Source organism: Sphingomonas kaistensis (assembly GCF_036884275.1).
GTDB lineage: Bacteria > Pseudomonadota > Alphaproteobacteria > Sphingomonadales > Sphingomonadaceae > Sphingomicrobium > Sphingomicrobium kaistense_A.
Genome location: NZ_CP145607.1, coordinates 1,786,667 through 1,805,640, shown reverse-complemented (window position 1 = coordinate 1,805,640; position 18,974 = coordinate 1,786,667). Strand labels below are relative to the sequence as shown.

Annotated in this window: 17 protein-coding genes; 4 read left to right on the top strand and 13 right to left on the bottom strand. The window is 66.0% G+C overall.

Annotated features, from left to right (window positions below; genetic code table 11):
• Positions 1-33 precede the first annotated feature (33 nt).
• From V6R86_RS08770 to paaA, 10 genes are read right to left on the bottom strand one after another with little or no spacing between them, the layout of a single operon-like run.
• A complete protein-coding gene (locus V6R86_RS08770) occupies positions 34-798 on the bottom strand; it encodes an SDR family NAD(P)-dependent oxidoreductase (RefSeq protein WP_338503803.1) in 765 nt (254 codons plus the stop codon).
• Between the two features lie 11 nt (positions 799-809).
• A complete protein-coding gene (locus V6R86_RS08765) occupies positions 810-2,039 on the bottom strand; it encodes a zinc-dependent alcohol dehydrogenase (RefSeq protein WP_338503801.1) in 1,230 nt (409 codons plus the stop codon).
• An 11-nt stretch (positions 2,040-2,050) separates the two neighbouring features.
• Positions 2,051-2,923 (bottom strand): SRPBCC family protein, encoded by an 873-nt coding sequence (locus V6R86_RS08760; RefSeq protein ID WP_338503799.1) that lies wholly within the window; start codon positions 2,921-2,923, stop codon positions 2,051-2,053.
• A gap of 47 nt (positions 2,924-2,970) precedes the next feature.
• Positions 2,971-4,185, bottom strand: coding sequence for a dihydrolipoamide acetyltransferase family protein (locus V6R86_RS08755; protein ID WP_338503796.1), 1,215 nt, complete (start codon positions 4,183-4,185; stop codon positions 2,971-2,973).
• A 5-nt stretch (positions 4,186-4,190) separates the two neighbouring features.
• A complete protein-coding gene (locus tag V6R86_RS08750; RefSeq protein WP_338503794.1) occupies positions 4,191-6,239 on the bottom strand; it encodes a transketolase C-terminal domain-containing protein in 2,049 nt (682 codons plus the stop codon).
• Complete coding sequence (locus V6R86_RS08745; protein ID WP_338503792.1) at positions 6,232-7,425, bottom strand: amino acid aminotransferase; 1,194 nt, start codon at positions 7,423-7,425, stop codon at positions 6,232-6,234. Before V6R86_RS08745 ends, V6R86_RS08750 begins: the two co-directional genes overlap by 8 nt.
• 20 nt (positions 7,426-7,445) lie before the next feature.
• Positions 7,446-8,522, bottom strand: coding sequence for a ferredoxin--NADP reductase (locus V6R86_RS08740; RefSeq protein WP_338503790.1), 1,077 nt, complete (start codon positions 8,520-8,522; stop codon positions 7,446-7,448).
• Entirely contained in the window at positions 8,519-9,340 is an 822-nt protein-coding gene (gene paaC, locus V6R86_RS08735) for a 1,2-phenylacetyl-CoA epoxidase subunit PaaC (RefSeq protein ID WP_338503788.1), read from the bottom strand. Before paaC ends, V6R86_RS08740 begins: the two co-directional genes overlap by 4 nt.
• Positions 9,340-9,621, bottom strand: coding sequence for a 1,2-phenylacetyl-CoA epoxidase subunit PaaB (gene paaB, locus V6R86_RS08730; protein ID WP_314444253.1), 282 nt, complete (start codon positions 9,619-9,621; stop codon positions 9,340-9,342). Before paaB ends, paaC begins: the two co-directional genes overlap by 1 nt.
• Before the next feature lie 46 nt (positions 9,622-9,667).
• Entirely contained in the window at positions 9,668-10,666 is a 999-nt protein-coding gene (gene paaA, locus V6R86_RS08725; protein ID WP_338503783.1) for a 1,2-phenylacetyl-CoA epoxidase subunit PaaA, read from the bottom strand.
• 62 nt (positions 10,667-10,728) lie between these two features.
• On the opposite strand from paaA, the gene V6R86_RS08720 reads away from it, so the two are divergent.
• The 3 genes from V6R86_RS08720 to V6R86_RS08710 are packed head-to-tail and all read left to right on the top strand — an operon-like array spanning position 10,729 to position 14,503.
• The gene (locus V6R86_RS08720; protein ID WP_338503781.1) at positions 10,729-12,897 is read left to right on the top strand and encodes a primosomal protein N'; all 2,169 of its coding nucleotides are present in this window, start codon (positions 10,729-10,731) and stop codon (positions 12,895-12,897) included.
• A gap of 28 nt (positions 12,898-12,925) precedes the next feature.
• A complete protein-coding gene (locus V6R86_RS08715) occupies positions 12,926-14,020 on the top strand; it encodes a hypothetical protein (RefSeq protein WP_338503778.1) in 1,095 nt (364 codons plus the stop codon).
• 15 nt (positions 14,021-14,035) lie between these two features.
• Positions 14,036-14,503: a hypothetical protein gene (locus tag V6R86_RS08710; protein WP_338503777.1), complete on the top strand. Its 468-nt coding sequence runs from the start codon at positions 14,036-14,038 to the stop codon at positions 14,501-14,503.
• Here the strand turns inward: V6R86_RS08710 and V6R86_RS08705 are convergent.
• On the bottom strand, positions 14,461-14,961 hold the full coding sequence (locus tag V6R86_RS08705) for a CAP domain-containing protein (RefSeq protein WP_338503774.1): 501 nt from the start codon (positions 14,959-14,961) through the stop codon (positions 14,461-14,463). The genes V6R86_RS08710 and V6R86_RS08705 overlap by 43 nt on opposite strands.
• A gap of 171 nt (positions 14,962-15,132) precedes the next feature.
• Between V6R86_RS08705 and V6R86_RS08700 the strand changes: the two genes are divergently transcribed.
• Positions 15,133-16,704: a cryptochrome/photolyase family protein gene (locus V6R86_RS08700; RefSeq protein WP_338503772.1), complete on the top strand. Its 1,572-nt coding sequence runs from the start codon at positions 15,133-15,135 to the stop codon at positions 16,702-16,704.
• Here V6R86_RS08700 and V6R86_RS08695 read toward each other — a convergent pair.
• Entirely contained in the window at positions 16,695-17,918 is a 1,224-nt protein-coding gene (locus V6R86_RS08695) for a sulfotransferase (protein WP_338503771.1), read from the bottom strand. The genes V6R86_RS08700 and V6R86_RS08695 overlap by 10 nt on opposite strands.
• A gap of 4 nt (positions 17,919-17,922) precedes the next feature.
• A complete protein-coding gene (locus V6R86_RS08690) occupies positions 17,923-18,954 on the bottom strand; it encodes a methylated-DNA--[protein]-cysteine S-methyltransferase (RefSeq protein WP_338503770.1) in 1,032 nt (343 codons plus the stop codon).
• Between the last annotated feature and the right edge of the window lie 20 nt (positions 18,955-18,974).

Sequence of the window (18,974 nt, the reverse complement as noted above, 5' to 3'; positions counted from 1 at the left end):
GACGCTTCGAGGGTGCTTACGGTTCCGTAAGGATCAGTCCGTGCCGCTCCCGGGCTCATTCAGCTTGCGGCCCTGCTCGGCGCTGACGCTTTCCGGAAGAACGCCAGCGGCAAGAACCTGCGCCTTGTTCATCAGGCCATGCACGACCGCATGCTCGCCCTTTTTCATCGCTTCCCAGCCGGTCTTGGCGACGTCCGCAGGATCGTCCTTCTTGGCCTGACCGACCTTGGTGTCCTCCATGTCGGCACGGGCAAAAAATTCGGTATCGGTCGCGCCGGGCTTGAGGCAAGTGACGGTGACGCCCGTGTCCTTGAGTTCGTTCCCAAGCGCGGCGGCGAAGCTGTCCACGAATGCCTTGCTGGCATGATAAACCGCCTGGAACGCCGCCGGGATGTGTCCCGCGATCGAGCCGGTAATGAGGATCTTGCCCTCTCCGCGCTGCGCCATCTTCTTGGCGATCGGCTGGATCAACAGCAGGGTGCCGGTGATGTTGGTGTCGATCACGTGCCGCCATTCAGCCGGCGCCTGGTCGAGAAAGCCGTGGCCCAGGCCGTGTCCGGCATTGGCGACCAGCACGTCGACATGGCGGTCCCCGATCTGTTGCAGCAGCTGCTTCACGCCTTGCTCGGTGGCGAGGTCGGCGTCGATCGAACTGACCTCTCCATCGAGGCCCGCGCCGGCATCCACCATCGGGGTATCGGAAGCGACGACCAGGTCGTAGCCCTCGGCTGAAGCCAGGCGCGCGAGTTCAAGGCCGATGCCCGAGGAGGCGCCGGTAATGACGGCAAGTTTAGTCATGTGTCTTTCCTTTACTCAGCCGGCTCGACCTGGCGCGCGGCGGCGCGGTCGGTTTCGGGTTTCCGGTCCATGCCGGGCTTCAGCACGATCTTGGTGTAGGTATCCTGCTCGTCGTGCCACTTCTGATAAAGCTCGGCGGCGTCGTTCAGCGGCTCGCGGTGCGAGATCATGAAGGTGGTGTCGAGTTCGTTTTCCTCGATCAGCTTTAAGAGGTCCTTGGTATATTTCTGGACGGGCGTCTGACCCGACTTGATGGTCAGCCCCTTCTCCATCAGCTGGCCGAGGGGGAATTTATCGGCGAACCCGCCATAGACGCCCGGGATCGACACCCGCCCACCCTTGCGGCAGGCGATGATCATCTGGCGCAGCGCGTGAGGCCGTTCCGTCCCGATCATCAGATGCGCCTTGGCGGTATCCATCAGGTTGTCGATCGCCAAGCCATGGCTTTCCATGCCGACGCAATCGATCACCGCGTCGGGGCCGATCCCGCCGGTCAATTCCTTGAGTGCCTCGAGCACCTCGACCTCGCGATAGTCGAGGATGTCGGCGCCGAGCTTTTTAGCGAGCATGAGGCGCGATGGATAATGGTCGATGGCGATCACCCGGTGCGCGCCGAGCTTGAAGGCGCTCTGGATCGCGAACAGGCCGACCGGGCCGCAGCCCCAGACCGCCACCGTGTCGCCAGGCTCGATGTCGGCGTTGACCGCCGCATGCCAGCCGGTCGGTAGGATGTCGGACAGGAACAGCACCTTGTCGTCGTCGAGGTGATCGGGAACCACGATCGGGCCGACATCGCTGAACGGCACGCGGACATATTCTGCCTGGCCGCCGGCATATCCGCCCGTCAGGTGAGCATAGCCGAACGCCGCGCCCATCGCATGACCCATCAGGGTTTCGGACGCGTCCGAGGTTTCGGCCGGGTTGCTGTTGTCGCAGGCGCTATACTGCTGCTTTTCACAGAAGAAGCAGGAGCCGCAGCTGATGGTAAAGGGCACCACCACGCGCTGCCCCTTCTTCAAGGTCGACTTCGACCCGACTTCGACCACTTCGCCCATGAACTCATGGCCGAGAATGTCGCCGGCCCGCATGGTCGGGATGTAACCATCGTAAAGGTGGAGGTCGGAGCCGCAGATAGCGGTCGACGTCACCTTCAGGATCGCATCGCGCGGAAGCACGATTTCGGGATCGGGAACATTATCGACGCGCACGTCGTGGCGGCCGTGGAATGTGAGGGCACGCATGGGCGAAACTCCTAGATACGGGGCTGGGTGGGGCTTTCGCCCTTGCGACCCGAAGGTGAGGCGTTGACCGGCACTTCGCCGGTTTCCATCAATTGTTTGAACCGGCGCAGGTCGCGGCGAGCCTGGACGTTGGGCTCACGCTGCATGACCTTCGCGACCAACCGGCCGAGTTCGCCTGCAGGCGGCGTGTAACGGAGCAGCAGGCGGACATAGGTTCCGCGGCCCGGAGGAGCGTCGGCGAATTCGACCCGGCCCTCGTGCTCGATCTGGCTGTCAGGCTCGCTGACCCAGGCGATGGTCTTGCCCGGCACGTCTTCAACAATGCGCGTCTTGACCGACACGGTGGCACCGGCGGGCGCTTCGATGATCCATTCCGAGCGGGTGTCGTCGATGCGCTTGATCTCGCGGACGTTGTCCATGAATTCAGGGAAACGCTCGAACTTGCGCCAGAAAGCATAAAGCTCCTGCGCGGGCTTGCCGATGGTCACGGTGCGCCCGACCAGCGAGCGACCCTTTTCCTGGTTTTGCGCCCGCTTCAGAGCCTTTCCGCGAAGAACATGGTCCGGCGCGTCGCTGAGCAACGGCCCGTCCGGCTCGTCGTCCGCAGCCTTGGCCTTGGCGAACAAGAACGCGGCGGCACCGGCGGTCGCCAATGTCAGGCCGAGCCCGATCAAGGCGCTGCTGCTGCCGCCGCCCTTGCGCGACGAGCGATCACCGTGGGCTTCCTCCTCGTCGCTGATCCGGACGCGCTCGTCCTCGTCGACGTGCGGGATCTGGCGGTCGCCGCTGTTCACTGGTGAACTGCGCGTTGCCTTGCGGACAGCTTCTTCGTTCAGGCGGGCAGCCTCGGCGGCCACCTCATCATTATCATTGTTACGGACCACTGCATCCTCCTGTCCTTTTTGCCAACGGGTCGGAGGATAGGGTGTTCCTATTGTTTCGGCTGCGCTTCGGACCAGCCTTCGATGATCTCGACGAAGCGACTGAGCCAGGCGTTGGTCTGATGCCCGTCGATGACGCGATGATCGATGGTCAGCGTGACATACGCCATCGGACGGATGGCGATCACATCGGCGCCGCCCTGGCTCAGCACCACCACGCGCTTCTGCAATTTGCCGACTCCAAGAATGGCGGCCTGTCCCTGATGAAGAATGATCGGCGCCGCCAGCAGCGAGCCCGACACGCCATGGTTGGAGATGGTGAAACTGCCGTTGGCGACGTCCGCGCGCTCGAGTTTGCCGGCCCGGGCGCGGGCGGTGAGATCGTCGAGGCGCGCACCGATCTCTTCGAGACTTGCGCCGCCGCAGTCGCGCACCACCGGGACCACCAGCCCCTTGTCGCCGAGCGCGGTGCCGACCCCAATATCGACGGTCGGCGAAACGACGATCCGGTCGTCGGCCCAGCGGCCGTTGACCGCCGGCGCGACCGCCATCGCCTCGGCGGCGGCTTTCAACAGATAGGCGGTGTAGCTGAGCTTGATGCCCTTCGCCGCAAGCGCCTTCTTGTGCGCGGTGATGGCGGTGAAGTCGGCTTCAAACAGCGCGGTGACGTGCGGCGCTTCGGCCACCGCGCGGACCATGTTGTCGGCGATCGCGCGGCGCATCCGGTCGTGGGGGATTTCCTGCCAGTTCGCCTCGGCCACCCGCGGCTGGGCGATCGGCTTGGGGCCGCCGTCGACGTGGCTGACCGTCGCACCTTCGACCGCGCGGTCGACGTCCTCGCGAGTGATGCGGCCGTTACGCCCGGAGCCCGTAATGCGGGCGGGGTCGATGTCGTGCTGCAAAAGCGCGCGGCGGACGGAGGGAGAGAGCCGCGTTTCTGCCTCCCCGCTAGTCCCGAGCGAAGTCGAGGGACGGTCGTCCTCGCGCACCGTTGCCTCGACGTCGCTCGGCACGAACGGCTTGGCTTGGCCGCCCTCCGCATCGATCCGCCCCAGCACCGCACCGGGCACCGCCTCGGCATCGGTGCCGAGCAGGATCTCCGCCAGCACCCCGGCCGCCGGCGACGGCACTTCCTGGGTGACCTTGTCGGTCTCTAGCTCGACCAGCGGATCGTTGACCGCCACCGTGTCACCCGGCTGCTTGAGCCAGGCGCGGACCACCGCCTTGGTGCCTTCCTGTTCGTCGGGGACGCGAACGTCGATCATCGTCTTCAGAACCCCACCAGGCGGTCGATCTCGGCCCGGATCCGCGCCACGCTCGGTACCGCGGCTTCGAGCAGCGACGGGTGATGCGGGCTCGGGATATCGGGCATGGTCACGCGGGCAACCGGCGCGTCGAGATCGAGAAAGGCTTCGTCGGCAACCACCGCCGCGATCTCCGCCCCGAAGCCGCCGGTGCGCAGATCCTCGTGGACGATCAGACAGCGGCGAGTGCGGCGGACGCTGTCGAGCACGGTGTCGCGGTCCCACGGGTTCAGCGTGCGCAGATCGATCACATCGGCGCTGATGCCCTCTGCCGCCGCCTCGCAGCGCGGCACCATAGCGCCCCAGGTGACGATGGTGATCTGGTCGCCCTCACGCGTCTTCTTCGCCTTGCCGAACGGCAGGACATAGGCATCGCCCGGCCACGGCCGCCGCGCCCAGCTGTCGTCGAGCATCGCGCGATGTTCGAAAAACAGCACGGGATCGTTACCGCGCAGCGCCATGCGGAGCAGGCCGACGGCATCCTCGGCATTGCTCGGCACCGCCACCATCCAGCCGGGATTGTGGACGAATTGCACCTCGTTGGTCTGGCTGTGCCAGGGATCGCCGCACTTGAAGAAACCGCCGGGCACCCGCAGCACCATCGGCGCGGCGAAGCGGTTGGCGGTGCGCCAGCGCATGGTGCCGGTGTCGTTGATTTGCTCCGTCGCGGGCTCGGCATATTTGCGGAACTGAATTTCGGGCACGGGCAACAACCCGGCAAGCGCCATGCCGACGGCACGGCCGACGATGCCTTCTTCGTTCAGCGACGTGTCGAACACCCGGTCGTGGCCGTATTTGTCCTGCAGCCCCAGCGTCACCGCGTGGACGCCGCCCTTGGGGCCGACGTCCTCGCCGAACACGCACATGCGCGGATTGGCGCCGAGTTCCTGGTCGAGCACCTTGCGGATCGCGGTGACCATGTTGATCCGCTGTCCCTCGGGACGCGGCTCATCATGGGTGCCGTCAAGCGACAGCCCGGCGCGGCCGCCGACCTCGGCATGATTGCCCGAAAAGAAGACGTCGTCAGCGACCTTGTCGCCGTCGAGCACGGGGCGCGCTTCGGCCTCCTCGCGGGCGCGGGCGACGTCCCAGGCGACTTGGGTCTCGAGTTCGCCCCAGCGCGCTTCGCCGATCTGCAAGGCGGCGCAATGCGACTTCAATTTGGGCAGCGGATCGCGGGCCCATTCGGCGGCGATTTCCGCCTCGCTCTTGTAGGTCTGTGTATCCTGGTAGCTGTGCCCTTCAAGGCGCGGCACGGTCAGGCGCAGCAGCGCCGGCCCCTTCCCGCTCCGCACATGCGCCACCGCCGCCTCGACCAGCCGCGCGGCCTCGACCGGATCGGTGCCGTCGCCGTTGAAGATGGTGAGGCCGGTGAAGCTGGCGAGGTTCGCCGCGATGTTCTGACCCGGCGTTTGATAGGTCGACGGCACCGAGATGCCGTAGCCATTGTCCTCGACATAGAAGAGCAAGGGCAGCTTCTGCGTAGTCGCGATGGTCAACGCAGACCAGAAGCCACCCGTTGCGCAACTGGCGTCGCCGCCAAGCACCAGCGCGAGGTCACCCTCAGCGCGCTCCCTCAGCACCTCGGCCTTGTAGCGAACGGCCTGTGCCCAGCCGGCCGCCGGGGTATATTGCGCCCCCACCCCGCCGCACATCGGCAGCGCATGGGCCCCGCCGGGGTTGGGGTAATTGAACACGACCCCGATATCGCGGCCGCCCGAATAGCCGCCGCTTCGTCCCATGCCCGAGCCGAGCGCATCGGCCAGCGGCACGCCCAACGCCAACAGCAGCGGCCGCGAACGATAATAGCCGCAGGCCGCGTCACCGTCGCGCAGCTTGAGGCCGAGCAGCACCTGCGCCATATCGTGGCCGCGGGCGCTGAACTGATAGAGGACCTGTTTGGCGGGAACGAGTTCCTCTTCCTCCAGGCGGTCGAGCTCGCGACTGGTCAGGACCAGGCGCGCAACTTCTTCCCAGTCGGTGTCGACGGTAAAGTCGGGGTCCTTTTCAGCCATTCATCGTCTCGACAATGGCGGCGCAGAAGCGGTCAAGGTCGTGGTCGGCGATCCCGACCAGGTTCGCTCGGCCGCTGTCGGCCATGTAGATGGCGTGGGTGTCACGCAGTTGCTGCACCTGATTACGCGACAGCGGCAGCATGGAGAACATGCCCTGCTGCTCGGCGATAAAGGCCAGCCGCGAGTCGGAGCCCGCAATTTTCTCGCGGACCATGCGGATCCGGGCGTGCATTTCGTCCAGCTCGGCGCGCCAGTCGGCGGCGAGGCCTTCGTCCTCCAACACGGTGCGAACGGTCGCCCCGCCATGATCGGGCGGCATCGACCAGGCTTCACGGCTGATCTGCAAGAGATGGGTGAAAGCGAATTGCGCTTGATCGGTGGTCGCTGCCTTGACGAACAGGCATCCGACACGGTCGCGGTAGACCGCGAAATTCTTGTCGCAGCTTTGCGTGATCAGCACCTCGTCGCAGGTGTCGAGCATCAGTTCGACCCCAAAGCGATCCTGATCGAGGCCACGGGCAAAACCCTGATAGGCAAAGTCGATCAACGGCAGCAGCCCGCGCCGCGCGACGATCTCGGCGACCTGACGCCATTGATCTTCGCTGAGGTCGGCGCCGGTTGGATTGTGGCAGCAGCCGTGAAGCAGCGCGACATCGCCGGGACGCCCCGCCTCGAGCGCCTCGGTCATGGCGGCGAAATCGACCTTGCGGGCGTCAGGTTCGTAGTGGCGATATTCGCTGATCTGCAGCCGCGCGCCAGCGATCATCGGCGGGTGGTTGGGCCAGGTCGGCGTGCCCATGATGACCTTCGCATCCGGGTTGGCCGTCGCGACCAGTTTCAGCGCAAGAAATATCGCGCCGCAACCGCCGGGGGTCTGGAGCCCGACGATCCGCTTGTCACCCGCATGGCGGCCAAGCACGATCGGGCGAAGGGCCTGGGCGAACCCACGGTCGCCAGCGCCGCCGAGATAGGATTTGCTGTGCTGCTCGTCGTGCAGCTTTTGCTCGGCCGCTTTGACTGCGCGCATGATCGGGGTTCGGCCCGCGCCATCGCGATAGACGCCGACGCCCACGTCGATCTTGTCGGGTCGGGCGTCCGCATTGACCATCGCGATCAGCGCCAGCAGCGAGTCGCTGACGAGGGGTGGCAGATCGGCGAAGCCGCGGCGCGCTGGACTGGTCAACATGGGAACGGCGATTAGCGCGGTCAGGCGTCGTAATCCACCGCCACGCCTTCACCCTTGGGCACGGCCTGGCAGGTCAGCACATAGCCGGCAGCGATTTCCTCGTCGGACAGGCCATAGCGGGCGGCCATGGTGACCTCTCCGCCGGTGACGCGGGCCCGGCAAGTAGCGCAGACACCGGCCTTGCAGGCGAAGGGCGCCGGGAGACCGGAGGCGCGCGCCGAATCGAGGATGTTGCTGCCGTCGAATGCGATCCGCCGGGTGCGCCCGTCGATGGTCACGCTCATTGTCTGGCCGGCCGCCTTCTGGCTGAGTTCGGCCATCTCGGCAGCGAGCGCGGCCGACGGCCTTCCGGCGGTGAAGCGCTCGATGTGCACGCGGTCGGCGGAAACCCCTGCATCGAGCAGAGCGGCCTCGGCGGCGTCCATCATCGGGCCGGGGCCGCAGATGAAAAAGGCATCGACGTCGGTGACGTCGGGCACGAAGGCGGCGATGACCTGCTCGCACGTTTCGCGGTCGAGCATGCCGTTCAATAGCTCGACATCGCCTTCTTCGTCGCTGAGCAGATGGAACAGCTCGAACCGCCCGAGATAACGGTCTTTCAGTTCGGCCAGCGCGTCGAGAAAGATGATGCTGCTGGCGTCGCGATTGCCGTAGAAGAGGGTGAAACGGCTGCCGGGCTCTTCGGCCAGCGCGGTGCGCGCCAGGCTCATGATCGGGGTGATGCCTGACCCGCCCGCGAACGCGACATAATGCCGGGTTGCGGCAGCGTCGAAGTCGGTCGTGAATGAGCCATGCGGCGGCATGACGTCGAGGCGGTCGCCGGGCTTGAGATTGCTCGCGACCCAGTTGGAGAAGGCGCCGCCGGCGATCTGCTTCACCGTCACCTTGAGCGCGCCTTCATGCGGCGCGGTGCACAAAGAATAATTGCGCCGCACGTCCTCGCCACCGATCTCGGCGCGAAGCGTCAGGTGCTGCCCGGCGCGATAGCGGAAGAGGTCGGCAAGCTCGGGCGGGACCGCGAAACGGATCGAACGCGCGTCGACGGTTTCCTCCACGATTTCCGCCACTTCGAGCGGGTGGAAATGCTTTTCGCTCACCACACGGCGTCCGGATAGGTGCGCGGCAGATATTGCATGATCGCGAGCAAGTGGCCGAGATGCTCGCTGTGATGCCCGCGGCGGCCGCCGAGAATGGCGCGCTGGTCGGCGGGCACGGGCAGCGTGGCTTCCGTCAGCACCGCCGCGATGGCCGCGCGATAGTCGGCTTCGAAAGCGCGCGGATCGGCGGCGATGCCGGCAGCGATCGCAGCTTCCAGTTCCTCGTCGACCTCGAACAATTCGGGCACGAAACGCCAGCACCAGTCGAGCGCGTCGAGCGTGCGTGCTCGGCTTTCGTCGGTGCCGTCGCCAAGACGAACGATCCACTCGCCGGCGATTTCGCGGTGATAGGCGACTTCCTTGACGCCCTTGGCCGCGACCTCGCGCACGGCCTGATCGCGGCTGTCGCTGAGCGCCTGGTAGAGCATGTGCTGCCAGGTCGAGAACAACAGGTGCCGCATCATCGTGCGGGCGAAATCACCATTGGGCTGCTCGACCAGCAGGCAGTTGCGAAAGTCGAGCACGTCACGCTTGAAGGCCAGTTCGTCTGCATCGCCCGCTGCACTCAGGAACAGGGTCGCCTGTCCGACCAGATCGAGCGCGAGATTGGCGAGGCTGAGGTCGACCTCGACCGACGGAGCATGACCGGTCCATTCGCTGAGGCGCTGACCGAGGATCAGCGCGTCGTCGCCGAGGCGCAGCAGATAGCCGGCGCGGACCGGGTCATGCGCATCGGACGGCGCATCGAAGGCCCCGGTCGGGCGCACCGTTTCCGCGGCGGCTACGTCCTCGGGCTGAATGGTCGGAAGGCTCGGCATCAGATGTGCTTCACCTCGTCTGGGATCTCGTAAAAGGTCGGGTGACGATAAACCTTGTCGGCGGCTGGCTCGAACAATTCGCCGGCCTGGGCTGGATCGCTCGCGACGATGTCGGAGGACTTCACCACCCACAGGCTGACGCCTTCCTGGCGGCGGGTATAGGTGTCGCGGGCGTGGCGCAGCGCCATTTCCGCGTCAGGCGCGTGGACACTCCCAAAGTGACGGTGCGCGAGCCCGCCCTTGGTGCGCACGAACACTTCCCACAATGGCCAATCCGACATCTGTTCCTCCGTCCGCGTCGGCCTGTCGCCTTGGCGGCGGACAACGTCAAGCGGCGGCCTTGCGCGCCTGCTTCTTGGCCTCGTGCGCCGCAGCGGCTTCGCGGACCCAGGCATTCTTTTCCCAAGCTTCGCGGCGAGCCGTGATCCGCTCCTTCGCGACCGGGCCCTCGCCCTTCACGACCGAATAGAATTCCTCCCAGTCGATCGCGCCGAAGTCGTAGCCGCCTTTTTCCTCGTTCCACCTCAAGTCGGGATCGGGGACGGTAAGACCGATGAACTCGGCCTGCGGCACGGTGATATCGACGAACTTCTGGCGCAGTTCGTCATTGGTCTCGCGCTTGATTCGCCAGCGCATCGACTGCGCGGTGTTGGGCGAATTGTCGTCGGGCGGCCCGAACATCATCAGACTCGGCCACCACCAGCGGTTGAAGGCGTCCTGCATCATCCGCTTCTGCTCCGCAGTGCCGCGGGCAAGAGCCATGCTGATTTCATAGCCCTGGCGCTGGTGGAAGCTTTCTTCCTTGCACACGCGGACCATCGCCCGGGCATACGGACCGTAGCTGGTCCGCTGCAGCGGCACCTGGTTCATGATCGCCGCGCCATCGACCAGCCAGCCGATCGCGCCCATGTCGGCCCAGGTCAGCGTCGGATAATTGAAGATCGTGCTGTACTTGGCCTTGCCCGAATGCAGCGCCTCGATCATTTCCTCGCGGCTCGTGCCCAGCGTTTCCGCCGCGCAATAAAGGTAAAGGCCGTGCCCCGCCTCGTCCTGCACCTTGGCGAGCAGGATCGCTTTTCGCCGAAGCGACGGGGCGCGGGTGATCCAGTTACCTTCGGGCAGCATGCCGACGATTTCGCTGTGCGCGTGCTGGCTGATCTGCCGCGTCAGGGTGCGGCGATAGGCCTCGGGCATCCAGTCCTTGGGCTCGATGAACTCGTCCGCCGCGACGCGCGCTTCGAACGCGTCGAGCAGCGCAGGATCCTCGGCGGGGCCGATCGGCTGGACCTTGGCGCTGCCGGGCTTGGAGAGATCGGTCGTGTACATGAGCCTTAGATAGCGATTGCAGGCCCTTGGTTCCACCCGGTCCTTTCGCCTAGAGCGCCCGGGTGCCCCTCCCTCGCGCCCGTGTCGTCACTTTGAATGCTGCCTTGGGGCCGCTCGACTACCGCGTGCCCGATGGCATGGCGGTCGAGCCGGGCAGCGTGGTAGTCGCGCCGCTGGGCCCGCGCCAACTGGTCGGCGTGGCGTGGGAAGCCGAACGGCTGCCGAGCGAGGAAGTCGGCGACAACCGCCTGCGCCCGCTTGCCGGGTTGATCGACGTGCCGCCAATCCCGGCGCCGCTTCGCCGCCTGTGCGAATGGACGGCCGACTATTATCTCTCGCCGCTCGCCTCGGTGCTGCGGATGGTGCTGCCGTCGTCGTCGGCGCTGGAGGGCTCACGCCAGCTGACCGAATACCGCCTGACCGGAGAGCGTCCGGACCGCCTGACCCCGCAGCGCACCCAGGCGCTCGACCGTCTTGAAGGCCGCCAAGGCACGATCCGCGAGCTTGCTGCCCATGCCGAGGTCAGTGATGCGGTGCTGCGCGGGCTGGTCAACAGCGGCGCGCTGGAGCGGATCCAGGTCGAGGCCGACCAGCCGCTGAGCTGTCCCGATCCCGACTTCGCGCCGCCGACCCTCAGCGAGGACCAGCAAACCGCCGCCGACAGCCTCGTCGCCTCAATCGGCGGCGGGTTCGACCCGGTGCTTCTCGACGGCATCACCGGCTCAGGCAAGACAGAGGTCTATTTCGAAGCCGTCGCAGAAGCGGCGCGCAAAGGGCTGCAAGTGCTCGTACTTCTCCCTGAGATCGCCCTCACCCAGCCCTTCCTCAAGCGCTTCGCCGCCCGCTTCGGCTGCGAACCGACGGCGTGGCACAGCGACCTGCGCTCTTCGCAGCGGCGCCGCGCGTGGCGTGGGATCGCCAGCGGCGAAGCGAAGGTGGTGGTCGGCGCGCGCTCCGCTCTCTTCCTGCCCTACGCCAACCTCGGCCTGATCGTCGTCGACGAAGCCCACGAAGCCTCGTTCAAGCAGGAGGACGGCGTCCAGTATCACGCCCGCGACGTGGCGGTGATGCGGGCGCGGTTCGAGGACATTCCGGTAATCCTCTCCTCCGCCACCCCCGCGCTCGAAACGCGGCACATGGTCGAGACCGGCCGCTACCGGGAGCTGCAACTGCGCGAACGTCATGCCGGAGCGCAGTTGCCAACGCTGACCGCCCTCGACCTCACCGCTGACCCGCCGCCGCGCGGACGCTGGATCGCCCCGCAACTGGTGAGCGAAATCGAAGCCAATCTGGCAGCGTGCGAGCAGAGCCTGCTATTTCTCAATCGCCGTGGCTTCGCTCCGCTGACGCTATGCCGCACCTGCGGGCATCGCTTCCAATGCCCGAACTGCACCGCCTGGATGGTCGAGCATCGCCTGATGCGCCGCCTCGCCTGCCATCATTGCGGGCTGGTCATCCCCCCGCCCGCCGCCTGCCCCGAATGCGGCGACCAGGACAGCCTCGTCGCCTGTGGCCCCGGCGTCGAGCGCATCGCTGACGAGGTGCAGGCGCTGTTTCCCGACGCGCGCACCGCGATCGTCACCTCCGACACCATCTGGAGCCCGGCCCGCGCCGCCGAATTCGTGCGGCAAATGGAAGACGGCGAAATCGACATCGTGGTCGGCACTCAGCTCGTTACCAAGGGCTATCACTTCCCGAACCTCACTTTGGTTGGCGTGATCGACGCCGACCTCGGCCTGTCGGGCGGCGACCTTCGCGCGGCCGAGCGCACCTTCCAGCAGATCAGCCAGGTCGCCGGCCGCGCTGGACGCGGAGGCAAGCCCGGCCGCGTGCTGGTTCAGACCCACCAGCCCGACGCCCCCGTCATCGCTGCCCTCGTCAGCGGCGACACCGAGCAATTCGTCGCCGCCGAAACCGAATCGCGCCAGGAAGCCGGCATGCCTCCGTTCGGCCGCCTGGCCGCCATCGTCGTCAGCGCCGAAGACAAGGGGGAAGCCGAGCAAACCGCCACCCGCATCGGGCGCAAGGCCCCGCAGGTCGAGGGCATGGCGGTCTACGGTCCCGCCCCCGCCCCGCTCGCCATGCTGCGCGGCCGCCACCGCTTCCGCCTGCTCGTCCACGCCCGACGCAGCCTCGACGTCCAGAATGTCATCCGCGATTGGCTCGGCGAGGTCGAATGGTCCGCCAAGGTCAGGGTCGCGGTTGACGTGGACCCCTATTCCTTTCTCTAATTCCGGCAGTCGTTTCGGGGGGAAAGGAATGTTGATTCGTAGTGGGTTGCTTGCCCTTCTGCTGATTGCCGCCGCGGTTAGTCCTGCAGCGGCGCGCTGGCACGAAGCAAAGACCCGGCATTTCATCATCTATTCCGAGCAGAAGCCGAAGGACCTGGCCGACTATGCCGAGCGGCTCGAACGGTTCGACGCCATGGTCCGGCAAATCCGCAAGATGGAGGATCCCGAACTGACCGACGGGGCACGGGTCACCATCTACGTCCTCCCATCGGTTTCGGCCATGCAATCGCTGTATGCGCGACCCGACCGCAGAAACGTGCTCGGCTTCTACATTCCGCGCGCCGCCGGCTCGGTAGCTTTCGTCAGCAACCGCAACGAGGAAAGAACTAACGGTGTGTCTGCCGAACACATTTTCCAGCACGAATATCTGCACCACATGATGCTGAGCGACACCATGACGCCGCTGGCCCCGTGGATGATCGAAGGCTTTGCCGAATTCTTCGGAACCGCCGAGGTCCAGAAGGACGGATCGATCAAGATCGGTCTGCCTCCGCAAAGTCGGGGCTATTCGATCGTGAACGACTTCGGCTTCAACGCCGAGCAACTGCTAACGGCGGCTACGCCCCGCAATCAGGAAGATCACGCTTCGATCTACGGCAAGGGCTGGCTGCTCGCGCATTTCCTGTCGTTCAGCGACGCGCGCCGGGGACAGCTCGACACCTATGTTCAAGGGCTTGCACGCGGGCAGAAGCCGCTCGCGGCGGCGCAAGCGGCATTCGGCGATCTAAAGCTTCTCGACCAGCAACTCGACCGCTACGCGCGAGGGACTTTCCGCGGCGCTCTCGTGTCGCCAGGACCCAAGCCGGTCGTCGCCCTTCGCCCGCTCAGTGCCGGCGAAGAAGCGATCATGCCGATTCGCATCCGTTCGGAACGCGGGGTCAATGCCGCGACCGCGCGTTCGGTGGCCGCCGACGCCAGCCGTATCGCTGCAGCCTTCCCCGGTCACGCCTCGGTTCAGGCGTCGCTCGCCGAAGCGCTGTTCGATGCGAGGGACTATGCCGGCAGCAAGGCTGCCGCCGATCGCGCTGTGGCTGCCGATCCTAGACACCCTCAGGCCTTGTAGTACCGCGCCAAGGCGATGATCGCGGAGGCACGGACGGCGCCGACTAAGGCCGATTGGTCCGCGATCCGACGGTGGCTGGTCAGGGCCAACGGCGCTGACCTCGAGAACGCCGAGCCCCTTTATCTCTTCTACCAGACCTTCCGGATGGCCGGAGTTCGTCCAACGGCGAATGCCATCGATGGACTTTATTACTCCTTCGCTCTGGCCCCCAACGACATCGGACTGCGCCTGACCACGGTTCGGCAGATGCTGACCGACAAAAAGGTCGAAGCGGCCGAACCCCTGCTTGCGGCGGTGATCTTCAATCCGCACCTCGACATCGCCAAGCGGCCGATGCTCACCCAAGCCATGGATCGGATCAAGGCCCGCGATGCGTCTGGTGCTCTTACCGCAATGGAGGACGATTTCCGGATGCGGTCAGGTCTTGAAGAAGATTCCGATCAGGGCATCGCCCTTCCATCGACATTACCCGACGGCGAATAGCGGCAGACGAGATAGGTCCACTGCCCGCCCGAACGGATCGCGCAGCCGACACGGGTGGTCCGGCTCGCGACCATTTGCGTGTAATGGCCGACGTCGATCCAGTTGCCGGTCGTGCTGACCGCCGGAAACACGCCCGGCCGGAACCAGCGCCGCTCGCCGGTCCAGCCGCCGACCATGTCCTCGATCCGGTAGGCGCCGGTCGTGCCCATCCAGAGGTTCTCGCCCTGCCCGGGCCGCGTCGCCTTGGGGCTGTGCCCCCACCGCCCGGTACGCGCGAGTTCGCTCGCATAGACGTCGGCCGCGGCGGCAAGCCCGAAGTCCCAGGCCAGCGGCGCGACCCGGAACGCAGCGCGCTCCCGGTTGTGCAAGTCCAGGGCCTGCGCTTCCCATGATTGAGCGGAAGCAGGCGCGGCGAACAGAAGGGACAGGGCCAGGGCGGCCGGGATTCGGGCAAGCATCGGGATGATCCTTGCCCGACAATCTCTTAACCGGGAGTAGCGATGGCCGCGTTAGCGCCAAATCGAGGCGCCACGCTGACGAAGCGCCGCCATCAAACTTTCGCTTACCGATACCGTCGATGGGCCACAGGCCGCATCCTTCCGCCCGGTCCATCCGTCTAGCCTGGCGACATGCTGCTTATTCCCATTCTCGGCGACCAGCTCAGCCACGGCCTCGCCTCCCTGCGCGGGGTCGACAAGACGGACGCCCGCCTCCTGCTGATGGAGGTTGCGGAGGAGACCACCTACGTCCGCCATCACAAGGCAAAGATCGTCCTGATCCTCTCGGCGATGCGCCATTTCGCCGAGGAGCTTCGCGCCGACGGCTGGCAGGTCGACTACATCCGCCTCGACGGCAACGAGAACACGGGCAGCTTCACCGGCGAGGTGGCCCGCGCGGTCGAACGCCACCGTCCCGCCGCCATCCGCATCGTCGAAGCCGGCGAATGGCGCGTCCAGAAAGCGATCGAAGGCTGGGCCGAACGCTTCGGCCTGCCGGTCGAGATCCTCGCCGACGACCGCTTCATCTGCCCCCTCCCCGACTTCTTCGCCTGGGCCGCCAGCCGCCGCGAACTGGTGATGGAAAACTTCTATCGCCAGCAGCGCCGCCGCACCGGCCTCCTCATGGAGTCCGACGACACGCCCACCGGCGGCCAGTGGAATTACGACAAGGACAATCGCGCCCCGCCGCCCAAGGCCCGCCCCATGCGCGAGCCGCAGCGCTTCGCGGCCGATACCATCACCCGCGAGGTCATCGCGCTGGTCGAAGGCCGCTTCCGCCATCATTTCGGAACGCTCGACCGTTTCGCGCTGCCGGTGACGGCGACCGAGGCCCGCGCGCTGCTCGACGATTTCGTTGCCGAGCGGCTGCCCCGCTTCGGCACCTACCAGGACGCCATGCTCGAAGGCGCCGACTTCCTCTATCATTCGCGCCTGTCGACCAGCCTCAATTGCGGGCTCCTGACCGCCCTCGAAGTCTGTGAAGCCGCCGAAGCCGCCTATCACCGCGGCGAGGTCCCGCTCAACGCCGCCGAAGGCTTCATCCGCCAGATGATCGGCTGGCGCGAATATATTCGCGGCATGTACTGGCTCGAGATGCCGGGCCTGTCCGAGGTCAATTTCTTCGAGAACAGCCGCGACCTGCCCGATTTCTACTGGACCGGCGCCACCGACATGGCGTGCTGCGCCGACAGTGTCCGCAACACCCGCGACAACGCCTACGCCCATCACATTCAGCGGCTGATGGTGCTCGGCAATTTCGCCATGCTGGCGGGCATCGACCCCGCCCAGGTCGCCGACTGGTATCTGGTAGTCTACGCCGACGCCTATGAATGGGTCGAGCATCCCAATGTGCTCGGCATGAGCCAGTTTGCCGACGGCGGGCGCTTGGGCACCAAGCCCTATGCGGGCTCGGGCGCGTACATCAACCGGATGAGCAATTACTGCAAAGGGTGCCGCTTCGACGTCAAAAAACGCGTCGGCGAAGACGCCTGTCCGTTCAATGCGCTCTACTGGGATTTTCTCGATCGCAACGAAAAGAAGCTGCGCAACAACCGGAGATTGTGGCAACCCTATGCGACGTGGGACCGCTTCGGGCCAGAAACCAAGGCCGAGGTGCGGGCACAGGCGAGGCGGTTTCTCGATTCGATCGAACCCGCCGCACCCGGCTGGGCCAAAGCGGTGCCTGGCAGCCCTTACGAATAGGCCGCTGCGGCCAGTATCGGCGCCTTTGACGTTTCGTAAGCGGAGGATCGATCAAATGGTCGCCTGACCTCTTCTTCGTCGAGCCCGAACGCCTTGGCGTCATAGCGATGCCCCCGGTGCTCGCTCGCGCGGTCGAGATAAGCCGCCATTCCGCCCAGCGCCTCTTCCGTCAGCGGTTCGCCGAGGAAATGGTAAAGCCGGTGCATGGCCGCTCGCCAGTCGCTCGACACTTCGTCGTAGGAAAGGTCGAAAGCCGCGATGGCCGGGTGGCGCTTCCGCGCGGCATCCTGATTCTGCTGGCGCTCGAGCGTGCGCGCGAACCATTCGGCCCCGACCGCTTCGCGATGCACGGCATCGCTATGAATTCGGCGTTGTTCGAACACCAAGCTGGCGCTGGACGCCACGACCGTGGCTGGATCGCGGCCCAGATGAATGACGCTGGCGTCGGGAAAAGCCTCGAACAGCGCGTCGGCCATGTCGCCATAAGCCGGGCATTTCAGCACCCATCGCCGCCCGGGTTTCTCGCCTCTTGCCCAGCCGTTCAGCCGCAGCAAGGTCGCCAACTCGTTCATCACCGGCGACCAGTCGCGCTGCTTCTCGGCCGCGACCAGACCGGGCACGTGCCACTGCACCGCCGCCTGCGCGCTGGTCATGGCATAGGAAAGATGCCCGAACTCCTCGTCCGGCAGCGTTGGACCCGAAGGATGGATGCGTTGCACCGCCGGGTTGAGCGTGCGCAGCAAGCGATGCACCGCAGCCGCCTGCCACTTCCGCCGGACGTTCCCGCGTCCATAGGGCACCGGGAACAGACTTTCGTAGAAGCGTGTCCAGGCAAAGCGTGGATCGCTCGCAAGCAGGCGCTGCACGCGGGTCGAGCCCGATCGCATCGGCCCCATGATGATGATCGGCCGTTCGATAGGGCGATCCATGATCTCCGGATGGCGCGCCAGCAGCCGCTCCGCCCGAACCCGCGCAGTCAGCAGCCCGACCAGTTGCCCATTGGCGACGAGACGACCGAGGGGATTGAGCGCGGCATGTCGTTCCAGCTCTTCGGCCAGGAGCGAGAACCACGGGCGCCAATGGTCGCCATCGATCCGCGCCGCGCCCGCGCGCTTCAGCACGAACGCCTCGATCTCGTCCGGATCGAGCGTAACCGGCGGCGCCTTGGCGAGCGCGCGGTTGGTCCGGTCGAGAAAGGGAAGCGGCGTGATCACGACCTCAAAGCAACGAACCTTGCGCGTGCTTTGTTTCGGCGGCGAGAAGATCCTTCTTGCGCTCCAGCCCCCCGGCATAGCCGCCGAGCGATCCGTCGTTCCGCACCACCCGGTGACATGGCACGATGATGGCGATGGGATTGGCGCCGTTGGCCGTCCCCACCGCGCGGGTCGCATTCGGATCGCCGAGCGCCCGGGCGATATCGAGATAGGACCGTGTCTCACCCGGCGGGATACGCCGAAGCTCGGCCCACACGCGTTGCTGAAACGCGGTGCCCGAGACATCGGTGGGCAAGGACGCGGCCAGCGCCGGGTCGTCGATCGCGGCCAGCGCCGCCTGGATCAAGGGGGCGTCCGGATTCTCGTTGAACGTCGCCGCCGGATAACGGCCCCGTAGCGCAGCTTCATCCTCGTCGAAGCAGACCCGGCAGAGCCCGCGCTCGGTGGCCGCAATCAGCAAGGGCCCGAATGCGCTCTCGACCCGGGCCCAATCGATGATCATGCCTTCTCCTCCTTTGCGCAGCGCTGCCGGCTTGAGGCCAGCGGCCTTTGCGTCGGCATAGAAGCGGCTCGGCGCCGAATAGCCCGCTTCGTAGATTGCGTCTGCCACGGAAGCGCCATCGCCAAGCCGCCGATCCGCGTCATTCAGCCGACGCGCCCGTTGCCAGGCCGCAGGCGAAACGCCGACATCGCGGGTGAACAGACGCTGGAAATGATGCGGGGCATAACCGACCGCACTCGCCAGCGCGTCAAGCGACAGCTTTTCTTCCGCCTGCTCCAGCAGCGTCAGGGCGGCAGCCACCGCCGCCCGGTCCCGCGCCACCGTATCGGGCGTGCAGCGCAGGCAAGCGCGATAGCCGGCGGTGACCGCCTCTTCGCCGGTGGGGAAGAAGCGAACATGCTCGCGCCGCGGGCGCCGTGCCGGGCATGAAGGACGGCAGTAGATGCGGGTGGTGCTGACGACCACGACGAAACGGTCGTCCGCCTTGCGGTCTCTCGCCTCGAAGGCTTCCCACGCCGATTGTTCGTCGATCATGCCAACGCTTCTACCAAGCC

Bases quoted from the DNA above. Each gene is read 5' to 3' on its own strand.
- V6R86_RS08690 (WP_338503770.1), bottom strand. From the start codon at position 18,954: ATGATCGACGAACAATCGGCGTGGGAAGCCTTCGAGGCGAGAGACCGC.
- paaA (WP_338503783.1), bottom strand. From the start codon at position 10,666: ATGTACACGACCGATCTCTCCAAGCCCGGCAGCGCCAAGGTCCAGCCG.
- paaB (WP_314444253.1), bottom strand. From the start codon at position 9,621: ATGTCGGATTGGCCATTGTGGGAAGTGTTCGTGCGCACCAAGGGCGGG.
- V6R86_RS08750 (WP_338503794.1), bottom strand. From the start codon at position 6,239: ATGGCTGAAAAGGACCCCGACTTTACCGTCGACACCGACTGGGAAGAA.
- V6R86_RS08745 (WP_338503792.1), bottom strand. From the start codon at position 7,425: ATGTTGACCAGTCCAGCGCGCCGCGGCTTCGCCGATCTGCCACCCCTC.
- paaC (WP_338503788.1), bottom strand. From the start codon at position 9,340: ATGCCGAGCCTTCCGACCATTCAGCCCGAGGACGTAGCCGCCGCGGAA.
- V6R86_RS08710 (WP_338503777.1), top strand. From the start codon at position 14,036: ATGATCGCGGAGGCACGGACGGCGCCGACTAAGGCCGATTGGTCCGCG.
- V6R86_RS08765 (WP_338503801.1), bottom strand. From the start codon at position 2,039: ATGCGTGCCCTCACATTCCACGGCCGCCACGACGTGCGCGTCGATAAT.
- V6R86_RS08715 (WP_338503778.1), top strand. From the start codon at position 12,926: ATGTTGATTCGTAGTGGGTTGCTTGCCCTTCTGCTGATTGCCGCCGCG.
- V6R86_RS08700 (WP_338503772.1), top strand. From the start codon at position 15,133: ATGCTGCTTATTCCCATTCTCGGCGACCAGCTCAGCCACGGCCTCGCC.
- V6R86_RS08705 (WP_338503774.1), bottom strand. From the start codon at position 14,961: ATGCTTGCCCGAATCCCGGCCGCCCTGGCCCTGTCCCTTCTGTTCGCC.
- V6R86_RS08755 (WP_338503796.1), bottom strand. From the start codon at position 4,185: ATGATCGACGTTCGCGTCCCCGACGAACAGGAAGGCACCAAGGCGGTG.
- V6R86_RS08770 (WP_338503803.1), bottom strand. From the start codon at position 798: ATGACTAAACTTGCCGTCATTACCGGCGCCTCCTCGGGCATCGGCCTT.